This window comes from Pseudomonas sp. B14(2017), from assembly GCF_002113255.1.
In the GTDB taxonomy this organism is placed as follows: Bacteria; Pseudomonadota; Gammaproteobacteria; order Pseudomonadales; family Pseudomonadaceae; genus Aquipseudomonas; species Aquipseudomonas putida_Z.
On sequence record NZ_NEJY01000001.1, the window covers coordinates 275,622 to 296,445 of the forward strand.

Genomic DNA, 20,824 nt, shown 5'->3' on the forward strand with positions numbered 1-20,824 from the left:
CCCTTATTTTGCATTGAGCGGCGCGCCGTGCATGAGTATAATGGCGCGCTTCCATTTTTCCCGCCCGGGAGCCCCCGCGATGCTGCGTATCAGCCAAGAAGCCCTGACCTTCGACGATATCCTCCTTGTACCTGGCTATTCCGAGGTACTGCCCAATGAAGTCAGTCTCAAGACCCGTTTGACCCGCGGCATCGAGCTGAACATTCCGCTGGTTTCCGCCGCCATGGATACCGTGACCGAAGCGCGCCTGGCCATTGCCATGGCCCAGGAAGGCGGCATCGGCATCATCCACAAGAACATGACCATCGAACAGCAGGCCAGCGAAGTCCGCAAGGTCAAGAAGTTCGAGGCTGGCGTGGTCAAGGACCCGATCACCATCGACGCCGACGCCACCGTGCGCGACCTGTTCGACCTGACCCGCCTGAACAACATCTCCGGCGTTCCGGTGCTGGCGAACGGCGACCTGGTCGGCATCGTCACCTCCCGTGACGTGCGCTTCGAAAGCCGCCTGGACGCCAAGGTCCGCGACGTGATGACCCCGAAAGAGCGTCTGGTCACCGTCCGCGAAGGCGCCGACAAGAACGAAGTCCGCGAGCTGCTGCACAAGCACCGCCTGGAAAAAGTCCTGATCGTTGACGACAAGTTCAACCTCAAGGGCATGATGACCGTCAAGGACATCGAAAAGGCCAAGGCCTACCCGCTGGCCAGCAAGGACGACCAGGGTCGCCTGCGCGTCGGCGCCGCGGTCGGCACCGGCAAGGACACCGGCGAGCGCGTTGCCGCCCTGGTGGCTGCTGGCGTTGACGTGGTGGTGGTCGACACCGCCCACGGTCACTCCAAAGGTGTGATCGATCGCGTTCGCTGGGTCAAGGAAACCTACCCGCAAGTGCAGGTGATCGGCGGCAACATCGCCACCGGCGCTGCCGCCAAGGCTCTGGCCGAAGCTGGCGCTGACGCGGTCAAGGTCGGTATCGGCCCGGGCTCGATCTGCACCACCCGTATCGTTGCCGGCGTCGGCGTGCCGCAAATCAGCGCCATCGCCAACGTTGCCGCTGCACTGGAAGGCACTGGCGTGCCGCTGATCGCCGACGGCGGCATCCGCTTCTCGGGTGACCTGTCCAAGGCCATCGTCGCCGGTGCTTCCTGCGTGATGATGGGTTCGATGTTCGCCGGTACCGAAGAGGCTCCGGGTGAAGTCGAACTGTTCCAGGGCCGTTCCTACAAGGCCTACCGCGGCATGGGCTCGCTGGGTGCCATGGCACAGGCGCAAGGCTCGTCCGACCGCTACTTCCAGGACTCCTCGGCCGGCGCCGAGAAGCTGGTACCGGAAGGCATCGAAGGCCGTGTTCCCTACAAGGGCGCCCTGGCCGCGATCATCCACCAGCTGATGGGCGGCCTGCGTTCGTCCATGGGCTACACCGGCAGCGCAACCATCGAAGAGATGCGCACCAAGCCGGAATTCGTGCGCATCACCGGTGCCGGCATGGCCGAGTCCCACGTGCATGACGTGCAGATCACCAAAGAAGCCCCTAACTACCGCGTAGGCTGAGGCTTCAAGCAATACAAGCATGCGGGGCTGTCATGACAGCCCCGCGTCGTTTCCGATTTCCACTGACGAGATTGAGTCATGGCCCTCGACATTCACGCTCACCGCATCCTGATCCTCGATTTCGGTTCCCAGTACACCCAGCTGATCGCCCGCCGCGTGCGCGAAATCGGCGTGTACTGCGAGCTGCATCCGTTCGACATGGACGATGAAGCGATCCGCGAATTCAACCCGCGCGGCATCATCCTCGCCGGCGGCCCCGAGTCGGTCCACGAAGCCAACAGCCCGCGTGCTCCGCAGGCGGTGTTCGACCTGAACGTACCCGTGCTGGGCATCTGCTACGGCATGCAGACCATGGCCGAGCAGATGGGCGGCAAGGTCGAAGGTTCCGACCTGCGTGAATTCGGTTATGCCCGCGTGGACGTGGTCGGCAAGAGCCGCCTGCTCGACGGCATCGAAGACCACATCGACGCCGACGGCGTACTGGGCCTGGACGTGTGGATGAGCCACGGCGACAAGGTCACCCAGATGCCGGGCAACTTCCACGTGCTGGCCAGCACCCCGAGCTGCCCGATCGCCGGCATGTTCGACGACGCGCGCGGCTACTACGGCGTGCAGTTCCACCCGGAAGTGACCCACACCAAGCAGGGCGGTCGCATCCTGTCCCGCTTCGTGCAGGACATCTGCGGCTGTGAAGCCCTGTGGACTCCGTCCAACATCGTCGAAGACGCCATTGCCCAGGTGCGTGAGCAGGTCGGTTCGGCCAACGTCCTGCTGGGCCTGTCCGGCGGCGTCGACAGCTCCGTCGTTGCCGCACTGCTGCATCGCGCCATCGGCGACCAGCTGACCTGCGTATTCGTCGACAACGGCCTGCTGCGCCTGCACGAAGGCGACCAGGTGATGGCCATGTTCAAGGAGAACATGGGCGTCAAGGTCATCCGCGCCGACGCTGAAAAGCAGTTCCTCGACAACCTGGCCGGCGAAGCCGACCCGGAGAAGAAGCGCAAGATCATCGGCCGCACCTTCATCGACGTGTTCGATGCCGAAGCCAGCAAGCTGGAAAACATCCAGTTCCTTGCCCAGGGCACCATCTACCCGGACGTGATCGAATCGGCTGGCGCCAAGAGCGGCAAGGCCCACGTGATCAAGTCGCACCACAACGTCGGTGGCCTGCCTGAGGAAATGAACCTCAAGCTGGTCGAGCCGCTGCGTGAACTGTTCAAGGACGAAGTGCGCAAGATCGGCCTGGAGCTGGGCCTGCCGTACGACATGGTCTACCGCCACCCGTTCCCGGGCCCGGGCCTGGGCGTGCGTATCCTCGGTGAAGTGAAGAAGGAATACGCCGACATCCTGCGTCGCGCTGACCACATCTTCATCGAAGAGCTGCGCAAGGCCGACTGGTACCACAAGACCAGCCAGGCATTCGTGGTGTTCCAGCCGGTCAAGTCGGTCGGCGTCGTTGGCGACGGCCGTCGCTACGCCTGGGTCGTGGCCCTGCGTGCCGTCGAGACCGTGGACTTCATGACCGCGCGCTGGGCGCACCTGCCGTACGAGCTGCTGGAAACCGTCAGCGGCCGTATCATCAACGAAATCGACGGTATCTCGCGCGTTACCTACGACGTGTCGAGCAAGCCGCCAGCGACCATTGAGTGGGAATGATCCCGCCTCGCGGTTAATGAAACGGGCCTGCATTGCAGGCCCTTTTTTTTGCCAAACCCTACTCGGCCCCGGGAGAATGCCCGAAATACGCCTTGTAGGCATGGCAGAAATTGGCAGGGTTGGCGTAGCCGACATGGTAGGCAACCTGCGATACCTGCCATCGACGCTCCAGCAGAAGGGCGCGGGCCAGTTCCATTCTTTGTTGCCGAACGTATTGCAGGAGCGACCGGCCGTATTCGTGGCTGAATGCGCGGCGCATGGTGGTTTCGCTCACCCCCAATTGGCGAGCGAGGGCTGCAGCAGTGGGCGGGGCGTTCAGGTTTTCGTCGAGCTGGCGGCGCGTTTCAACGGCCAGATCGCGGCGCCCCCGGTCCTGAATCTTCTCGGCAGACCTGTGCCCGATCAGGTGGCTGGCCAGCTCCAGCACGATGGCCAGGCTCAGGCTCTCGCAATGCAGGCGCCTGAGCCCGCCGGTGTAGGGCGACAGATAGAGCTGCTGGAACAGGCGGCTTACCGCTGGGCACTGCGGCAACTGGTCGAAGCGCATGCCATCGGCGACCAGCGCCAGCAGAGGCTTCAGCTGCGCGTCGTCCCGGGCCAGCTCGTGCAGGTAATCGCCAGCAATACGTACCCCGGCCATACGGGCGTGACTGTTGGCGGGCAATTGGTCCTGCGCCTCCAGGCTTTCACCAAGGCCCAGCATGTGCAATTGGCCAGAGGCATAACTGTTGAGCCTTCCGTCCACCGTGTGCTGCCACGCCCCGTCGAACACCTGCACGATGCACAGGCTTTGCGGCAGCACTTTGTCGATCTTCAGCGGCTCCGGAAATTGCAGGTTGCAATCGAAGTACTGCAACCCGTCGTGTACCGTCTGCGCCCGATAGTGGCCGGACGCGCTGCCCATCACCCGCGCGCTGTTCGCGTCCAGCACACCGGCCTCGGCGAGTGAGCCGGGGCTATCGAATGAAAAGTCGGTGTCGAGGTAGGGGCTGATCGATCGCATGTGCGCTAGGCATCCTTGGCTGAGGGCGGCATGGCCGGAAATGGTAACGCGTGCACATTTTCAGCGACAGCCATTGTGCGCACGGCGCTGTCTGTTGTGCGAACCGGTCAGCGGGGTTGGCTATTCGGACCAGGCTTATTTCAATGGGCGTTTGTTCCGATTCAGGATGGAAAAGACATGCTCGCTTATCGCAAATGGACTGCCCTTCTGGTGGCTGCGCTCAGCCTGTGGCTGGGCCAGGTTCACGCTGAAGAACGGCCGGAAGTGGCTGACCAGGTAGTTGCCTACACGGGGACGCAAGGTACCAAGGTGTGGACGCTGCGCATCGGTGAACGCGCCGCCAACGAAGCGCTGGTACAAATCGAGGGCGTCGATCACGACTGGAACATGCGCATCCAGAAAATGCAGGTGGAAAAAACCAGCAGGGATACCCGTTACTCCACCACCGTGAATGGCAAGAAATACGTTGTGCTGATCATCCAGGGCAACTGGGGCGGCGAACTGTATCTGCCGGGTGAGGCTCAGGCAATGCAGGTCGGCTATTCGGAAGGGCTGTCGCATCAGGGCAATGCCCAGGCATTCCTTACCGATTACCTGGCAGCACAGAACACGGAGGCGCAATGACCATGGGCGAGTTCAACGACCCGCTGTCCGAGCTGTCTGGCTCGCTCGGCCAGGACTATGAGCAAAGCCGTGCCGCCCAGCGCGACCGAGTGATCGCTGAGCTCAAGCAAGTGATCGAGCGCGTGCCCGAGCAGAGCGAGTTCACCAACTCCCGGCGTTACCGGGTCTGGGGGCCAGTATTGTTGCTGGGTTCCCTGATCATCACGGCCGTGACATTCAACCCTGAACGCTTGGGGGCGGTTGCAGCCGGTGTCTTCATCACCTTGATTGCAGCAGCGGTGACCTGGCAACACCGTAATGCCGGTACCCAGGTATTCATGCGCCTGACCCGCCGGCAATTGTTTGTCGATACGCTGGATGCACCGGTAGACCTGGCGGAAGTAGAAGACGTTTCGGTCAAGGATGAAGGGCTGGTCATGGTGCAGACGCTGGAAATGAGCAGCGAAGCCGTCCTGCCAAAGCATCATGTGGTGAAACTGCAGTTCTTCGGTAACCAGGCCATGGTGTTGAAGAAACCGCGACCGCAGATCCGCATCATGTCCGCAGGCCTGGCCAGCAACGGACGCAAGCTGGGGAACGAGGAAGTGCTCGCCCTGCTGGCGGCCTACCGCGATGCGGCACATGCGCAACGGCAACTGGATCTGTTGCAGACCGATGGATAACGGCGAACGCGAAGCCCACCTCGCGTACCTGCAGGAGCAGGCTGATGGCCCCACCGACAGCTTCGTACTGCTGGAGCGCTCGCTCGGCAAGGCGCTGGCCTGTGCTGTGATTGGCCTGCTGTTCGGCGCACTGGGAATATGGCTGACCGCTCTGGCGGTGCAGTTCAGTCCCGGTGCCAGCAGCGGTGTCATCTGGCTGATGTCTGGTTTCGGTCTCGGCCTGGCCGGCGTCGGGGTGGCGGGGCTAGCCTGCGCCGTCGTGCTATACCGCCGGCACGGCAAGCGGGTGCTGAGCGTAACGCCAGATACCCTGTGCTTCGCCAACGCGCAGGCGCCGACCCCACTGCATTCCTTCGACGGTTTCGAGGTCGAGCAGGGTTACTTCACCACCCGGCTGATCTTTACCGTGTCGGCGTTCAGCCATGCACCAGCGCTGGCACCGGCCTGTTTCAGGGCGCTGGCCTCGCCTGACGCGGTAGTTGTCGCGGGCGGCTTGCGCGTCAGGCTGTGGTTGTGCACGCCCGTCGTGGCCGGGCGACGCCTTGGCCTGCAGGAACTGGTGGATCTGCTTTATGCCTATGTGCAAGCGGCCCAGGCCAGGCGTACGTTGGCGCAGTTGTATCCGGGCGTGGCGCGTCTGGGTGAAGCGGCCAGATGAGCCTGATCGTGACCATTGGCGCTATGGGGCAATGAGGCGCTTCGGTTGGGGCCTGATCCTGCTGCTGCTGCCACTGGTGCTGTTCGGCTGGGGTAAAGTGCAGTACTGGCGGGCTGACACGGCGCAGGATCAGGCCCGGACCATACGGCAATGGCTGGCTGCCCCCAGTGAGACGTTGTTACGGCAATTGCCGTGGGAAGCCCGCAAGCAGCTTGCCACGTATGTCGATCCGCGACAGGCCCTGCAGCGCCATCTGGACCTGCTCGATGCGGATCGCCACTGGGTAAGCGTACGCAAGATTATGGCCAGTGTGAGCTGCTGGCTGGCGGTGGCCGCTTTGCTGGCAGGCCTCTGGGCCTGGCTCAAGCTGAAGTTGGACGCCTGGCGGGCGCTGCGTTCTGCGGCCTACCTGCATGAGTGCATGATGGCCAGCTGGCAGGGCCTGGGCTGTTGCTTGAGCATTTACATGATCATGCTTGCCGGTTCGCTTTGCCTGTCGTTGCTCTACGAGGCCAGTTCCGGAGCGAGCCGCGCAGCGCAGGGCGGCATGACGGTGCTGATCGTGGTGCTGCCGCTGGCCTCTGTTCTGGTTGTGTGTGTTCGCCAGGTCTGGCGAATGCGTCGGCAGTGGCCGCTGATGCAGTCTCCGACCGCCAGTTTTCTAGCCCGCCCGCTCGGCAGGCAGGCGACCCCAGCGGTGTGGCAGTGGATCGAGACCTTGGCAGCGCAACTGCACGCGCCGGCCCCGGACCATATCGTGGTCGGGCTTGACCAAGGGTTTTTCGTCACCAGCGTTCCGATTCTGCTGCAGCCCGACGGGCAGGTCCTCAGGGGGCGCACATTGTATCTGCCTCTACCTTGCCTGGCCGCCTTGAGCCAGGCCGAGGCGGCCTCGATCATCGGTCACGAACTGGGCCATTTCAGGCGCCGTGATACGGAGCGGGGCAGCGAAACCAGTGCGCGATTCAGCCTGATGTGCGCGCATTATTCGGCCATGGTCGGCGACGAGGATGCTCCGCGCTGGGTGGTTCGGCCCACCTTGTGGCTGGCCGGGCAGTTCTTGCACCATTTCCAGCTTGCGGTTCATCACTGGGGGCGTGCACAGGAATTGCTGGCTGATCGGGCAGGTGCCGAGGTCGCTGGCCCGAAGCTGTTCGTACAGGCACTGTTACGGGTGATTGCCCTGGGTCAGGTGATCGACGGCTTGTTGGTCGCACACGGTGGCAGCAACCTTTTGCAGGCGCTGGCGGCGCACCTGCAAGGCACGCCGTTGCAACTGGGCGAGGAAGTGCTGGGGCTGGCCACTACCCATCCGTTCGATACGCACCCCGACCTCGCCACGCGCCTGAACAACCTGGACATCCTGCTCGACCCGCAATTGCTGCAGGCGGCCTTGCGCGTGCCGTCCGGTGGGGACCAGCAATGGTTCAACGACCTTTGTCTGGGCCCCGACAGCACGTGCGATAGCAAGGCTGCTGGCAGCATCCAAAGAGACTTCACTTAATATTTCCCATTTGCAGGTGTATCGTATTCGCCCTTCATCGTCAGCCATGCTGGCAGCTTGATTGCGCAGAACACGAGGTACCCGCACCGATGTCCTTCACCCGTCGACAAATGCTCAAGGGCCTGACCGGCCTGGTTGTGGTTGGCCTGGGCGCCGGTGGCGCGGCGCGTTACTGGCTGGGCAAGGTCGAAGATGAGAACGCCGGCCACGACTATGAGCTGATCGCAGCGCCCTTGGACGTCGAACTGGTGCCTGGGCACAAGACCGAGGCCTGGGCCTTCGGCCCGTCGGCACCGGGTACCGAGTTGCGCGTGCGCCAGGGTACCTGGCTGCGGGTGCGCTTCATCAACCACCTGCCGGTCGAAACCACCATCCACTGGCACGGTATCCGCCTGCCGCTGGAAATGGACGGCGTGCCCTATGTGTCGCAGCTGCCGGTCAAGCCCGGCGAGTATTTCGACTACAAGTTCCGTGTGCCGGATGCCGGCAGCTACTGGTACCACCCGCACGTCAGCAGCTCCGAAGAGCTGGGCCGTGGCCTGGTCGGCCCGCTGATCGTCGAGGAGCGCGAGCCGACCGGCTTCCAGCATGAACGCACGCTCAGCCTGAAGAACTGGCACGTGGACGAGCAGGGCGCCTGGTTGCCGTTCAGCATCCCGCGTGAGGCGGCGCGCAACGGCACCGCCGGGCGCCTGATCACCATCAATGGCCAGGCCGATTCGGTCACCGAGCTGCCAGCCGGCCAGGTTGTGCGGGTGCGTCTGCTTAACCTGGACAACACCTGGACCTACCGCCTCAACCTCAAGGGCAACTGCGAGGCAAGAATCTATGCTCTGGACGGCAACCCGGTAACCCCGCGCCCATTGGACGATGACTACTGGCTCGGCCCAGGCATGCGTATATGCCTGGCTATCCGTATTCCCGAGGCGGGGGAGGAGATCTCCCTGCGCGACGGTTTCGTGCGTCTGGGCACCCTGCGTTCGGTGGCCAGTAACGACGCGCCGAGCGACTGGCCGCCGGCGCTACCGCCCAACCCGATCGCCGAGCCGGACCTGGAGAATGCCGAAAAGCTCAACTTCAATTTCGAGTGGGCGGCGAAAGTCTCGGTCACTACGGACCAGGATAGGCCGTCGAGCATGTGGCAGATCAACGGCCAGGCCTGGGATATCACCGACAAGACTTGCGCCGAGCGGCCGATTGCCACGCTGAAGAAGGGCAAGAGCTACATCTTCGAGCTGAAGAACATGACCCAGTACCAGCACCCGATCCACCTGCACGGCATGAGCTTCAAGGTGATCGCCTCCAACCGCCATGACATCAAGGAGCCGTGGTTCACCGATACCTACCTGCTGGGCAAGAACGAGCGCGCCCAGGTGGCGCTGGTCGCGGATAACCCGGGCACCTGGATGTTCCACTGCCACGTCATCGACCACATGGAAACCGGCCTGATGGCCGCGATCGCGGTGGTCTGATGCGCCCGCAGATCATCGATCGCAGCCGCGATCAGGAATTCATGCGCCTGGCCCTGGACCTGGCTGCCGAAGGCGCGGCCATGGGCGAGGTGCCGGTGGGCGCGGTACTGGTGCAGCATGGGCAGGTGATCGGGCAGGGCTTCAACCGGCCGATCATCGACAGTGACCCCAGTGCGCACGCCGAGATGGTGGCCATTCGCGCGGCGGCGAAATCCGCCAGCAACTACCGGCTGCCCGGCAGCACCCTGTATGTGACCCTGGAACCGTGCAGCATGTGTGCGGGGTTGATCGTGCATTCGCGGGTGATGCGGGTGGTGTACGGCGCGCTGGAGCCCAAGGCGGGGATCGTGCAGAGCCAGGGGCAGTTCTTCGGGCAGGGCTTCCTGAACCACCGGGTGATGGTGGAGGGCGGAGTGCTGGCGGAGGAGTGCGGGCAGATCCTCAGTGACTTCTTCAAGGCCCGCCGGGCCAAGGGGTAACCTGTCAGGGCCCTATCGCCGGCAAGCCAGTTCCCACAGGATATCTGCAGGCCTGGGGACAGTGGAGAACCTGTGGGAGCTGGCTTGCCGGCGATAGGGCCCTGACAGGCCTACATCGGCGGCGACTGCTCTGCCGGCTTGTCCTTGTTCACCCCGGGCACATGCAGGCTGCCCTCGGCCACCTGGCCTTCGAGCTGCGGCTGGGTCACCCAGGTGAGGATGTCGTAGTAGCGACGGATGTTGGCCACGAAATGCACCGGCTCGCCGCCACGTGCATAACCGTATTTGGTCTGCCGATACCACTGCTTCTGCGAAAGCCGCGGCAGCATCTTCTTCACGTCCAGCCACTTGTTCGGGTTGAGCTTCTCGCGCTTGGCCAAGGTGCGGGCGTCTTCCAGGTGGCCGGTGCCGACGTTGTAGGCGGCCAGGGCGAACCAGGTGCGGTCCGGTTCCTGGATGCTGTCGTCGAGCTCTTCTTTGATCTTCATGAAGTACTTGGCGCCGCCCTGGATGCTCTGCTTCGGGTCCAGGCGGTTGGACACGCCCATCGCCTGGGCGGTGCGCTGGGTCAGCATCATCAGGCCGCGCACGCCGGTCTTGGAGGTGACCTCGGGCTGCCACATCGATTCCTGGTAGCCGATGGCGGCCAGCAGGCGCCAGTCCACCTGCTCGACCTTGGCGTAGCTCTTGAAGTGCTTCTCGTACTTGGGCAGGCGCTGCTGCAGGTGCTGGGCGAAGGTGTAGGCCCCCACATAGCCCAGTACGTCGACATGGCCGTAGTAGCGGTCCTTCAGGCGTTGCAGGGTGCCGTTCTTCTGCGCCTTGTCGAGGAAATCGTTGACCTCGTTGAGCAGGCTGTTGTCTTCACCGGCCGCCACTGCCCAGCGCTGGTCGCGGGTGTCGCCCAGGTCGAAGGCAACCCGCACGTTGGGGAAGTACACCTGATTCATCGCCAGCTCGTTGGAGTCGACCAGGGTCAGGTCGATCTGGCCTTCGTCGACCATGCGCAGCAGGTCGACCACCTCGACGGCGTCGGATTCTTCGTATTCCAGGCCCGGGTACTGCTTTTTCAGCTCGGCCAGCTGGTCGGCGTGGCTGCTGCCCTTGAGCACCATGATCTTCTTGCCGACCAGGCCCTTGGCGTTGGTGGGGCGCGTGCGGCCGTTGCGGTAGATGACCTGTGGGGTCACTTCCAGGTAAGGGTGGGAGTACCTGACCTGGGCCTTGCGCCGTTCGCTGGTGACCAGGCCGGCCGCTGCCAGCACCGGGCCGGAGGGCTTGCCGAGGCTGTCGTACAGCTCGTCGAGGTTGTCGGCGGTCTCGATCTGCAGCTTTACGCCGAGATCCTCGGCGAAATGCTGGACCAGCTCGTATTCGAAGCCGGTTTCGCCGTTGCGGTCCTGGAAGTAGGTGGCCGGGCTGTTGCGGGTGATCACGCGCAGCACGCCATCCTCCTTCACGCGCTCGAGGGTGCTGGGTTTTTCAACGCAGGCACCGAGCAGCAGAAAGAGTCCGGTTGCGAAAAGCCATCTGGCGCAACGCTGGCGCAAAGCAGTGTGGGCGAACATAGGTTGCAGTATACGCAAAGGACTGGCCCAACCATATCTCGACAACTGTTAGCTTGTCTGGTAGCAGGTTCTGTGCTTTACCGGCCCTATCGCCGGCAAGCCGGCTCCCACAGGTACAACGCAGGCCTTGAGGGTGGTGGTATACCTGTGGGAGCCGGCTTGCCGGCGATAGGGCCGGAGCAGGCAACACAAGGCAATTTTTTTTGACCCGAAAGTCCGGTTCCGCCGCCCGGCAGCCGTGGCTTAGAGCGGGTGCCGAAACCCTTCGAATTAGGCTAGAATGCACGGCCTCTAAGCACACCCCTTCCTGAGGCTGTCCCGACGATGTTGATCCTGCGCGGCGCTCCTGCCCTTTCTGCCTTTCGCCACGGTAAATTACTCGAGCAACTGAGCCAGAAAGTCCCCGCTGTTACTGGTTTGTATGCCGAATTTGCCCACTTCGCCGATGTCGACGGCGAGCTGACCGCCGACCAGCAGCAGGTGCTGGGGCGTCTGCTCAAGTACGGCCCGAGCGTGCCGGTACAGGAGCCGAGCGGCCGCCTGTTCCTGGTCGTGCCGCGCCTGGGCACCATTTCGCCGTGGGCCAGCAAGGCCAGCGACATCGCCCACAACTGCGGCCTGCAGTCGATCCAGCGCCTGGAGCGCGGTATCGCCTACTACGTTGCCGGCAACCTGAGCGAAGCCGACGCCGAACTGATCGCCGCCGAGCTGCACGACCGCATGACCCAGCGCGTGCTCGGCCAGCTGGAGCAGGCCGCTGACCTGTTCAGCCATGCCCAGCCCAAGCCGATGACCTCGGTGGACATCCTGGCCGGTGGCCGTGACGCCCTGGCCAAGGCCAACATCGACCTGGGCCTGGCCCTGGCCGAAGACGAGATCGACTACCTGGTCAACGCCTTCCAGGGCCTCAAGCGCAACCCGAACGACATCGAACTGATGATGTTCGCCCAGGCCAACTCCGAGCACTGCCGCCACAAGATCTTCAACGCCAGTTGGGACATCGACGGCCAGGCTCAGGAAAAGAGCCTGTTCGGCATGATCAAGAACACCTACCAGATGCACAACGAAGGTGTGCTGTCTGCTTACAAGGACAACGCCTCGGTGATCGTCGGCAACGTTGCCGGCCGTTTCTTCCCGAACCCTGAAACCCGCCAGTACGGCGCGGTGCAGGAGCCGGTGCACATCCTGATGAAGGTCGAGACGCACAACCACCCGACCGCCATCGCCCCGTTCTCCGGCGCCTCCACCGGCTCCGGCGGTGAAATCCGCGACGAAGGCGCGACCGGCCGTGGCGCCAAGCCCAAGGCAGGCCTGACCGGCTTCACCGTGTCCAACCTGCGTATCCCGGGCTTCGAACAGCCGTGGGAGCATGCCTACGGCAAGCCTGAGCGCATCGTCGACGCCCTCGACATCATGATCGAAGGCCCGCTGGGTGGCGCTGCGTTCAACAACGAATTCGGTCGCCCGGCGCTGACCGGCTACTTCCGTACCTTCGAGCAGGCCATCAACACCCCGCACGGTGAAGAAGTGCGCGGCTACCACAAGCCGATCATGCTGGCCGGTGGCATGGGCAACATCCGTGAAGACCACGTGCAGAAGGGCGAGATCACTGTCGGCGCCAAGCTGATCGTGCTCGGTGGCCCGGCCATGCTGATCGGCCTGGGCGGCGGCGCCGCTTCGTCGGTGGCTACCGGTGCCAGCTCGGCTGACCTGGACTTCGCTTCGGTACAGCGCGAAAACCCGGAAATGGAGCGCCGTTGCCAGGAGGTCATCGACCGCTGCTGGCAGCTGGGCGACAACAACCCGATCGCCTTCATCCACGACGTTGGCGCCGGCGGTATCTCCAACGCCTTCCCTGAGCTGGTCAACGACGGTGGCCGTGGTGGCCGCTTCGAACTGCGCAACGTGCCCAACGACGAGCCGGGCATGGCCCCGCACGAAATCTGGAGCAACGAATCGCAGGAGCGTTACGTGCTGGCGGTCAGCGCCGTCGACTTCGAGCGCTTCAAGGCAATCTGCGAGCGTGAGCGTTGCCCGTTTGCCGTAGTGGGTGAAGCGACTGAAGAGCAACACCTGACCGTAAGCGACAGCCACTTCGGCAACACGCCGGTAGACATGCCGCTCGACGTGCTGCTGGGCAAGCCGCCACGCATGCACCGTTCGGTTACCCGCGAAGCCGAGCTGGGCGATGACTTCGACCCGAGCAAGCTGGACCTGGACAATGCCGTTCAGCGCGTCCTCAGCCACCCGGCCGTGGCCAGCAAGAGCTTCCTGATCACCATCGGCGACCGCACCATCACCGGCCTGGTAGCTCGTGACCAGATGGTCGGCCCGTGGCAGGTACCGGTGGCCGACTGCGCCGTCACCGCCACCAGCTTCGACGTCTACACCGGTGAAGCCATGGCCATGGGCGAGCGTACCCCGCTGGCTCTGCTGGATGCCCCGGCGTCCGGCCGCATGGCAATTGGCGAGACACTGACCAACCTGGCTGCCTCGCGCATCGAGAAGCTGTCCGACATCAAACTGTCGGCCAACTGGATGTCTGCCGCCGGCCACCCAGGTGAGGACGCCCGCCTGTACGATACCGTCAAGGCTGTCGGCATGGAGCTGTGCCCGGAACTGGGCATTACCATTCCGGTCGGCAAAGACTCGATGTCGATGAAGACCAAGTGGAGCGACGAGGGCGTCGAGAAGAGCGTTACCTCGCCAATGTCGCTGATCATCACCGGCTTCGCCCCGGTCACCGACATCCGCAAGACCCTGACCCCGCAACTGCGCATGGACAAGGGCGAGACCGACCTGATCCTGATCGACCTGGGCCGCGGCAAGAACCGCATGGGCGCCTCGATCCTGGCACAGACCTACGGCAAGATCGCTGCCCAGGCACCTGACGTCGACGACGCCGAAGACCTGAAGGCGTTCTTCGCCGTGATCCAGGGCCTGAACGAAGATGGCCACCTGCTGGCCTACCACGACCGCTCCGACGGCGGCCTGGTCACCACCGTGCTGGAAATGGCCTTCGCCGGCCACTGCGGCCTCGACTTGCACCTCGACCCGCTGACCGACAGCAAGGGCGACGTGCCGGCCATCCTCTTCAACGAAGAGCTGGGCGCGGTCATCCAGGTTCGCCAGGATGCCACCCCCGACGTACTGGCACAGTTCAGCGCCGCTGGCCTGGGTGAAGGCTGCGTCGCGGTGATCGGCAAGCCGGTCAACAACGGTGAAGTGTCCATCAGCCTGAACGGCGAAGTGCTGTTCGACGACGACCGCCGCATGCTGCAGCGCCAGTGGGCCGAGACCAGCTACCAGATCCAGCGCCTGCGCGACAACGCCGACTGCGCCGACCAGGAATTCGACCTGCTGCTCGAGGAAGACAACCCGGGCTTGTCGGTCAAGCTGGGCTTCGACGTCAACGACGACATCGCCGCGCCGTACATCAAGAAGGGCGTGCGCCCGCAAGTGGCCATCCTGCGCGAGCAGGGCGTCAACGGCCAGGTCGAGATGGCAGCCGCCTTCGACCGTGCCGGCTTCGCCGCCATCGACGTGCACATGAGCGACATCCTCGCTGGCCGTGTCGACTTCGAAGCCTTCAAGGGCCTGGTCGCCTGCGGTGGCTTCTCCTACGGCGACGTGCTGGGTGCCGGTGAAGGCTGGGCCAAGTCGGCGCTGTTCAACAGCCGCGCCCGTGACGCCTTCCAGGCCTTCTTCGAGCGTACCGACAGCTTCGCCCTGGGCGTGTGCAACGGTTGCCAGATGATGTCCAACCTGCACGAGCTGATCCCGGGCACCGAGCACTGGCCGCACTTCGTGCGCAACCGCTCGGAGCAGTTCGAAGCGCGTGTGGCCATGGTCGAAGTGCAGAAGTCCAACTCGATCTTCCTGCAGGGCATGGCCGGTTCGCGCATGCCGATCGCCATCGCCCACGGTGAAGGCCATGCCGAGTTCGCCAGCGAAGAAGCACTGCTGGCAGCCGACCTGTCCGGTTGCGTGGCCCTGCGCTACGTCGACAACCACGGCAAGGTCACCGAAGCCTACCCGGCCAACCCGAACGGCTCGCCGCGTGGTATCACCGGCCTCACCAGCCGCGACGGCCGCGTGACCATCATGATGCCGCACCCGGAGCGTGTGTTCCGTGCCGTGCAGAACTCCTGGCGCCCGGATGAGTGGCAGGAAGATGCCGCGCTGATGCGTATGTTCCGTAACGCACGGGTGTGGGTGAACTAAGGCGTGTACAAGCTCGCCTTCCTCGTCCCCGCCAGCCACGTCGAAGTGGTCAAGGCCGCTGTGTTCGCCGCGGGTGGCGGGCGCATCGGCGACTATGACCACTGCGCCTGGCAGACGCTGGGCCAGGGCCAGTTCCGCCCGCTGGACGGCAGCCAGCCGTTCCTCGGGCAAACCGGCCAGGTCGAGGTGGTGGAAGAGTGGAAGGTGGAGCTGGTGGTGGCTGACGACCTGATTGCCCAGGTCGTCGCTGCACTCAAGCAGAGCCACCCGTACGAGACGCCAGCCTACGAAGTCTGGCGGCTCGCCGAGTTCTAGACCGCATCAAGGCTATTCGCGGGCAAGCCCGCTCCCACAGGAATATCGCAGTCGTCAGAACCTGTGATATCTCTGTGGGAGCTGGCTTGCCGGCGATAGGGCCCTACAATCCAGCCACAATCTCCTTGCCCTGCCCAGGCCGCTTCAACCACCCACAGGCCAGCAACCCCACCTCGAACAGCACCCACATCGGCACCGCCAGCATCGTCTGCGAAAACACATCCGGCGGCGTCAGGATCATCCCCACCACAAAGCAGCCGACGATCACGTAGGGCCTGCTGCGCCGCAATGTAGCCACATCGGCCAACCCCACCCAGACCACGATAAACGTCGCCACCGGTATCTCGAACGCCAGCCCGAACGCCAGAAACAGCGCCAGGATGAAGTCCAGGTACTGGCTGATATCGGTCATCATCGCCACGCCCTCCGGTGTAACGCTGGCAAAGAAGCCGAACATCATCGGGAACACCAGGAAGAAGGCGAAGGCCATGCCGGCGTAGAACAGCACGATGCTCGACACCAGCAACGGCAGGGCAATGCGCCGTTCACGGCGGTACAGCCCCGGTGCCAGAAAGCCCCAGGCCTGGTGCAGCAGCAGCGGCATGGCGACGAACACTGCACACATCGCGGTCAGCTTGAACGGTGTCAGGAACGGCGAAGTGACGCTGGTGGCGATCATGCTCGCGCCTTCCGGCAAGAAGCGCCGCAGCGGTTCGGAAATCAGCGTGTACAGCGTCTGGGCGAAGGGGAACAGCCCGGCGAACACCAGCGCCACCAGCGCCAGGCAACGCACCAGGCGTTTGCGCAGGTCGCGCAGGTGTTCGGTCAGCGGCATGCTCGCCGCCGGGTCCATGGCAATGCTCATGAAAGGTTTTCCTTGGGGGGAGCGACCGTGGCCGCATCATTGGCCGGCTCCGCTTTCAGGCTGATGCCTTGGCGGATCTCCTGTTCCAGGCGCTGCAAAGGCGCACTGTCGAGAGTGGGTAGCTCGACAGCGGGCAGTTCGATCTCCCGCTCCACCTGCGTGCGCAGGGCGTGCATGGCCCTGCGCGCCTGGCCCAGGCCGCGCCCGAGGGTGCGTGCCGCCACCGGCAGGCGCTCCGGGCCTAAAACCAACAGCGCGACGATGCCGACCAGCAGCAACTCGCTGAAGCCTACCTCGAACATCAGGGCTGACGGTCCGCTTGCGGTTGCTGGGTACCCTGACCGGTCAGCGGACACTGTTGCTGCACCTGCGTATGCGCTGGGGGAGTGGCGTCAGTGTCACCGCCCATGGACTTGCGAAAACCCTGGATAGCCTCGCCCACATCGCTGCCCAGGCCCTTGAGGCGCTTGGTACCAAACAGCAGGAATACGATCAGCAGTACGATCACCAGTTGCCAGATTCCAATGCCACCCATTGCGACCACTCCTGTAAGGTCATGAAAAGGAAAGACAATCCTGCCTCGCGCAGATGACGTACACATGACGAACGGCCACTGCCATCTACCTGCAACACCGGGCGTGTTGACTGGCGTCTTTATTCGGCGACAGAGGCAGGCAAGGATGGGTGGCAGGCAACAGCAGGGCGCGGCCCTGCTGATGGTGATGGTAGTGCTGGCGATGCTGGCGGCGGGCATGGCCTGGCTGGTGGAAGATGGCCGCCGCCAGGTCGATGACGTGCGCCTGTTGCACCAGCGGGTGCAGGCGCGAGCGATGGAGCAGGCCGGCCTGGCCTATGCCGAGCAGGCCCTGCGTGACCCCAGCTGGCGGCTTAGCCCGCTGTTCTGGCAAGCCTTGCGCGGGCAGCCGTTGAACTACGATTTTGGCGCCGGCCAGGCGCAGTTGCGGGTGCGCGACCAGCACACCTGTTTCAACGTCAATGCGCTGCTTGGCGCTGACGGCGAGCGTGCTGCGCGCCAGTTGCGTTACCTGCTGGGCGACGACATGGCTGCCGAGCGCCTGGTCGATGCCCTGGCCGACTGGCTGGATGCCGACAGCGATACCCGCCTGCAGGGCGCCGAGAGCGCCCAGTACCTGCGCCAGCAACCACCGCGCCTGGCGGCCAACCAGCCAATGCTCGATACCAGCGAGCTGAACCTGCTACTGGAGCCGGACGCCAGCCGCCAAAGCCGTTACCCGATGCTGTGCGCCTTGCCGCAGACCACCGGCTGGCGGCTGAATGCCAATGCCCTTGGGCTGGAGCATCTGCCATTGCTGGAGGCGCTGTATGAAGGGCGCTATCCGCGCTCGTTGCTCAGCCGCATCATCAGCGGTCGCCCGGCGTCGGGGTATGTGGATGCAACTGCGCTACGCCAGGCCCTGGGGGCGGTGGATGACGAAACCTTCGAGCGCTTGAGCGAAGGGCTGCTGCTGAACAGCGGGTATTTCCTGTTGCAGCTGTCGTTCGCGGAGGAGGGGCGGGTGATACGCAGCGAGTTCCAGGTGGAGGCGCTGGGGGTGGTGCAATGGCATGCCCGAGTGCCGGCGCAGCAGGTGCGGGTGCGCAGCCGGGAGCCGATGGTGTGGTAGGGCTTGAGATTGCCGGGGCTGCTTTGCAGCCCTATCGCCGGCAAGCCAGCTCCCACAGGGTTACCACAGCATTCAGAAGCTGTGATGGGAGCTGCACATGACTTGAATCCGATGTGGTCGAGGTGGGAGCAACTGTCTTGCTCAAATTCTAAAAGTTGGCGCAATTCCCTGTGGGAGCGGCCTTGTGTCGCGAAAGGGCTGCAAAGCAGCCCCAGCAATTACAACTATTGCGCATCAATCCTGGGGCCGCGTTGCGGCCCTTTCGCGACACAAGGCCGCTCCCACAGGTACAGCGACAACCTCGAGAGCAACGCTGTACCTGTGGGAGCTGGCTTGCCGGCGATAGGGCCGCAAAGCGGCCCCCGTGCGCAGATCGATCAGGCGGTGCCGATCTCCCCGCCATCGATACGCTGGATCACCACCGTCGCAGCCCGCGGCCTTACCGTGGCACCTGCCGGGGTGGCATCGGTGGCCTTGTCGGTATACGGCCAGTTATCCGGGTGCTGGATGTTGACGAACAGCGTCTTGTTGTCCGGGGTAAAGGTAATCCCGGTCACTTCGCAGCCATTCGGCCCGACGAAGAAGCGGCGCAGGTCCACCTGGTTCTGTGCGTTCACCGGCACCTGCTTGCCGCTGGCATCCACCAGGTTGGTGGGGATCACTGCCAGCAGCTGGTCGTTGGTGTAGTCGGTCACGGTGCTCTCGCCGTTGTCGGTCTCGAACCACAGCACGCCACGGCTATCGAAACTCATGCCGTCCGGGCTGGCGAACTGGTTCAGTTCGGTCAGGCCGGAGCGATTGATGTCGGCAGTGCCGGCAGCGTTGGCGCCGAACACGAAGATGTCCCAGGTGAAGCTCAGCTGGTCGTCGCTGTCGTGCCAGCGGATGATGTGGCCGTGACGGTTCGGGCCGCGTGGGTTGGCTGCATCGACCTTTTCTGGTGTGCGCGCGCTGTTGTTGGTCAGGGTCAGGTACACGTCGCCGTTGAGCGGGTTGACCGTGGTCCATTCCGGGCGGTCCATCGGCGTTGCGCCCACGGCATCGCCAGCACCACGGGTGTTGAGGATGATGCCCGGCAGGTCGCCATACAGTGCGCCCAAAGTGCTGCCGCCAGTGGTGGCGGTGGCCACGTCCAGCAGCAGCCATACGCCAGTGCCGTCGGCATTGAAGCGGGCCACGTAGAGCTTGCCCTGGTCGAGGTACTTGGCACCGGTGGCCAGGCGGTCGGCCGGGTTGGCGTCGGCGGCGTCCCACACCGCGGTGGACACCCACTTGTACAGGTACTCGTTGTTCGAGTCGTCACCCATGTACCACACCAGCGGCTTGCCGGCGACGGGCAGGCCCGGGGCGCAGCCTTCGTGGCGGAAGCGGCCCAGCGCCGTGCGCTTGGTGGCCAGGGTGTTGCTGTTGTACGGATCGATTTCGACGATATAGCCGTAGGTGCTGGCTTCGTTGCGGTAGTCGTCGGTGGCGCTGGCGCCTTTGACGGTGACGTCGAAACGGGCGAATTCGTCGGCCACTTCGCTGCTGTCACCGGCCGCGGTTTCCCACTTGTACTGGCCGCTGGAGGTGCCCACGCCAATGCGGCGCTGGTCTTCGGGGCGGGTGCCCTTGTTGACGAAGATGCCTGGCCAGTTCTCTTCACAGGTCAGGTAGGTGCCCCACGGGGTGTAGCCGTTGCCGCAGTTGTTGTTGGTGCCGCGGCAGTGGGTGCCAGCGGTGGAGTACTTGGTCTTGACGTGTTCGGTACCCCGCAGCGGGCCGGTGATTTCCATGCGCGAGGCGGTAGTGAAGCGGCGGTTGAGCGGGTCGTTGTCGACCACCTGCCAGCGGCCGCCGATTTTCTGCAGGCGCACCACGCCGGCGCCGTGGGCGTTGATTTCCTTGCGCACTTCCTCGACCGGGCGCTTGCCGTTCACATCGGTGGTCGGGCCGGCCGGGTGCAGGGCGGCGGTGTCGATGTACTCGAAGTTGATCGCCAGCAGGCCGTCTTCGGAGCTGCCATTGATGGGGAAGAAGTGCATGCCGTCATGGTGCATGCCCATGGCGTTGGCCTGGTCGGTCGAGGTGTTGCTGCCGTCGGACTTCCACGGGTTGCCGTTGCTGTTGATCGGCGTGCCCCAGGGCGCCAGCACGTAGGCGCTGTAGCCGGCGGCAACCACGCAGGCGTCGGTGCGCGAGCCCGGGATGGACTGGAAGCCCAGTGCCAGTTTCGGCACTTCCGGCTCAGTCACGGGTGGCTCGGTGACCGGCGGCTCGGTGACCGGATCATCGTGATCGGAACCACCACCGTCGAAGCAGCCTGTCAGGCCGGTACCGGCAATCATGGCGATGGCGGCGCCCAGGCTGCCGCGCATCACGCTGCGGCGGCTCAGGTAGGCGTCCATGACGTTGGCCATCGGCAGGTTGCCGCTTTGGTTCCGGTCCAGGTTGTCGCCGGTATCTCGACTCATCAGGGTGTCCTTATGTTGGCTGAGTTAGAGGAAACCGCGACTTTAGTGCGCAAATATGATGATTCATTGGCAGAAATGTTAAGGGGGTTTTAAAACAACTCGCTCTTAGAAGCGTGCTGTACAGATCACTTTGGAATGGCTGTCGG

17 protein-coding genes are annotated in these 20,824 nt (G+C 64.0%); 11 read left to right on the forward strand and 6 right to left on the reverse strand.

Going from position 1 to position 20,824, the window contains the following annotated elements:
• Positions 1-79 precede the first annotated feature (79 nt).
• Positions 80-1,549: an IMP dehydrogenase gene (gene guaB, locus CAG34_RS01305; RefSeq protein ID WP_013971138.1), complete on the forward strand. Its 1,470-nt coding sequence runs from the start codon at positions 80-82 to the stop codon at positions 1,547-1,549.
• A gap of 78 nt (positions 1,550-1,627) precedes the next feature.
• Complete coding sequence (guaA, locus tag CAG34_RS01310) at positions 1,628-3,205, forward strand: glutamine-hydrolyzing GMP synthase (protein ID WP_013971139.1); 1,578 nt, start codon at positions 1,628-1,630, stop codon at positions 3,203-3,205.
• 58 nt (positions 3,206-3,263) lie between these two features.
• Here guaA and CAG34_RS01315 read toward each other — a convergent pair whose 3' ends face one another.
• Entirely contained in the window at positions 3,264-4,208 is a 945-nt protein-coding gene (locus CAG34_RS01315) for a helix-turn-helix transcriptional regulator (RefSeq protein ID WP_085587553.1), read from the reverse strand.
• A 177-nt stretch (positions 4,209-4,385) separates the two neighbouring features.
• On the opposite strand from CAG34_RS01315, the gene CAG34_RS01320 reads away from it, so the two are divergent.
• The 6 genes from CAG34_RS01320 to tadA all read left to right on the forward strand — a co-directional run bounded on the left by CAG34_RS01320 (position 4,386) and on the right by tadA (position 9,607).
• Positions 4,386-4,832, forward strand: coding sequence for a hypothetical protein (locus CAG34_RS01320; RefSeq protein WP_085587555.1), 447 nt, complete (start codon positions 4,386-4,388; stop codon positions 4,830-4,832).
• Positions 4,829-5,494 carry a hypothetical protein gene (locus CAG34_RS01325; RefSeq protein WP_354316173.1) on the forward strand — a complete coding sequence of 222 codons (666 nt, stop codon included), beginning with the start codon at positions 4,829-4,831 and terminating at the stop codon, positions 5,492-5,494. The genes CAG34_RS01320 and CAG34_RS01325 overlap by 4 nt, the downstream gene beginning before the upstream one ends.
• On the forward strand, positions 5,454-6,152 hold the full coding sequence (locus CAG34_RS01330) for a hypothetical protein (protein ID WP_256573492.1): 699 nt from the start codon (positions 5,454-5,456) through the stop codon (positions 6,150-6,152). Before CAG34_RS01325 ends, CAG34_RS01330 begins: the two co-directional genes overlap by 41 nt.
• A 76-nt stretch (positions 6,153-6,228) precedes the next feature.
• Positions 6,229-7,656 carry a M48 family metallopeptidase gene (locus CAG34_RS01335; protein ID WP_256573493.1) on the forward strand — a complete coding sequence of 476 codons (1,428 nt, stop codon included), beginning with the start codon at positions 6,229-6,231 and terminating at the stop codon, positions 7,654-7,656.
• Between the two features lie 89 nt (positions 7,657-7,745).
• Positions 7,746-9,128, forward strand: coding sequence for a multicopper oxidase family protein (locus tag CAG34_RS01340; protein ID WP_085587561.1), 1,383 nt, complete (start codon positions 7,746-7,748; stop codon positions 9,126-9,128).
• Positions 9,128-9,607: a tRNA adenosine(34) deaminase TadA gene (tadA, locus tag CAG34_RS01345; RefSeq protein WP_075043916.1), complete on the forward strand. Its 480-nt coding sequence runs from the start codon at positions 9,128-9,130 to the stop codon at positions 9,605-9,607. Before CAG34_RS01340 ends, tadA begins: the two co-directional genes overlap by 1 nt.
• 110 nt (positions 9,608-9,717) lie before the next feature.
• Here tadA and mltF read toward each other — a convergent pair whose 3' ends face one another.
• Positions 9,718-11,175, reverse strand: a complete 1,458-nt coding sequence (gene mltF, locus CAG34_RS01350; protein WP_085587563.1) for a membrane-bound lytic murein transglycosylase MltF — start codon at positions 11,173-11,175, stop codon at positions 9,718-9,720.
• A gap of 324 nt (positions 11,176-11,499) precedes the next feature.
• Between mltF and purL the strand changes: the two genes are divergently transcribed.
• Both purL and CAG34_RS01365 read left to right on the forward strand, forming a co-directional pair.
• Positions 11,500-15,399 carry a phosphoribosylformylglycinamidine synthase gene (gene purL, locus CAG34_RS01360; protein WP_085587567.1) on the forward strand — a complete coding sequence of 1,300 codons (3,900 nt, stop codon included), beginning with the start codon at positions 11,500-11,502 and terminating at the stop codon, positions 15,397-15,399.
• A gap of 3 nt (positions 15,400-15,402) precedes the next feature.
• Positions 15,403-15,714 carry an NGG1p interacting factor NIF3 gene (locus tag CAG34_RS01365; RefSeq protein WP_085587569.1) on the forward strand — a complete coding sequence of 104 codons (312 nt, stop codon included), beginning with the start codon at positions 15,403-15,405 and terminating at the stop codon, positions 15,712-15,714.
• 103 nt (positions 15,715-15,817) lie between these two features.
• On the opposite strand, the gene tatC is transcribed toward CAG34_RS01365, so the two are convergent.
• The 3 genes from tatC to tatA are packed head-to-tail and all read right to left on the reverse strand — an operon-like array spanning position 15,818 to position 17,114.
• The gene (tatC, locus tag CAG34_RS01370; protein ID WP_047594772.1) at positions 15,818-16,579 is read right to left on the reverse strand and encodes a twin-arginine translocase subunit TatC; all 762 of its coding nucleotides are present in this window, start codon (positions 16,577-16,579) and stop codon (positions 15,818-15,820) included.
• A complete protein-coding gene (tatB, locus tag CAG34_RS01375) occupies positions 16,576-16,881 on the reverse strand; it encodes a Sec-independent protein translocase protein TatB (RefSeq protein WP_085587571.1) in 306 nt (101 codons plus the stop codon). Before tatB ends, tatC begins: the two co-directional genes overlap by 4 nt.
• Positions 16,881-17,114, reverse strand: coding sequence for a twin-arginine translocase TatA/TatE family subunit (tatA, locus tag CAG34_RS01380; RefSeq protein ID WP_013971163.1), 234 nt, complete (start codon positions 17,112-17,114; stop codon positions 16,881-16,883). The genes tatB and tatA overlap by 1 nt, the downstream gene beginning before the upstream one ends.
• 145 nt (positions 17,115-17,259) lie before the next feature.
• Here tatA and gspK point away from each other — a divergent pair, with 145 nt between their 5' ends.
• Positions 17,260-18,225 (forward strand): type II secretion system minor pseudopilin GspK, encoded by a 966-nt coding sequence (gene gspK / locus CAG34_RS01385; RefSeq protein WP_085587573.1) that lies wholly within the window; start codon positions 17,260-17,262, stop codon positions 18,223-18,225.
• Positions 18,226-18,602: 377 nt separating this feature from the next.
• On the opposite strand, the gene CAG34_RS01390 is transcribed toward gspK, so the two are convergent.
• Complete coding sequence (locus CAG34_RS01390) at positions 18,603-20,678, reverse strand: PhoX family phosphatase (RefSeq protein WP_085587575.1); 2,076 nt, start codon at positions 20,676-20,678, stop codon at positions 18,603-18,605.
• Positions 20,679-20,824: the final 146 nt, after the last annotated feature.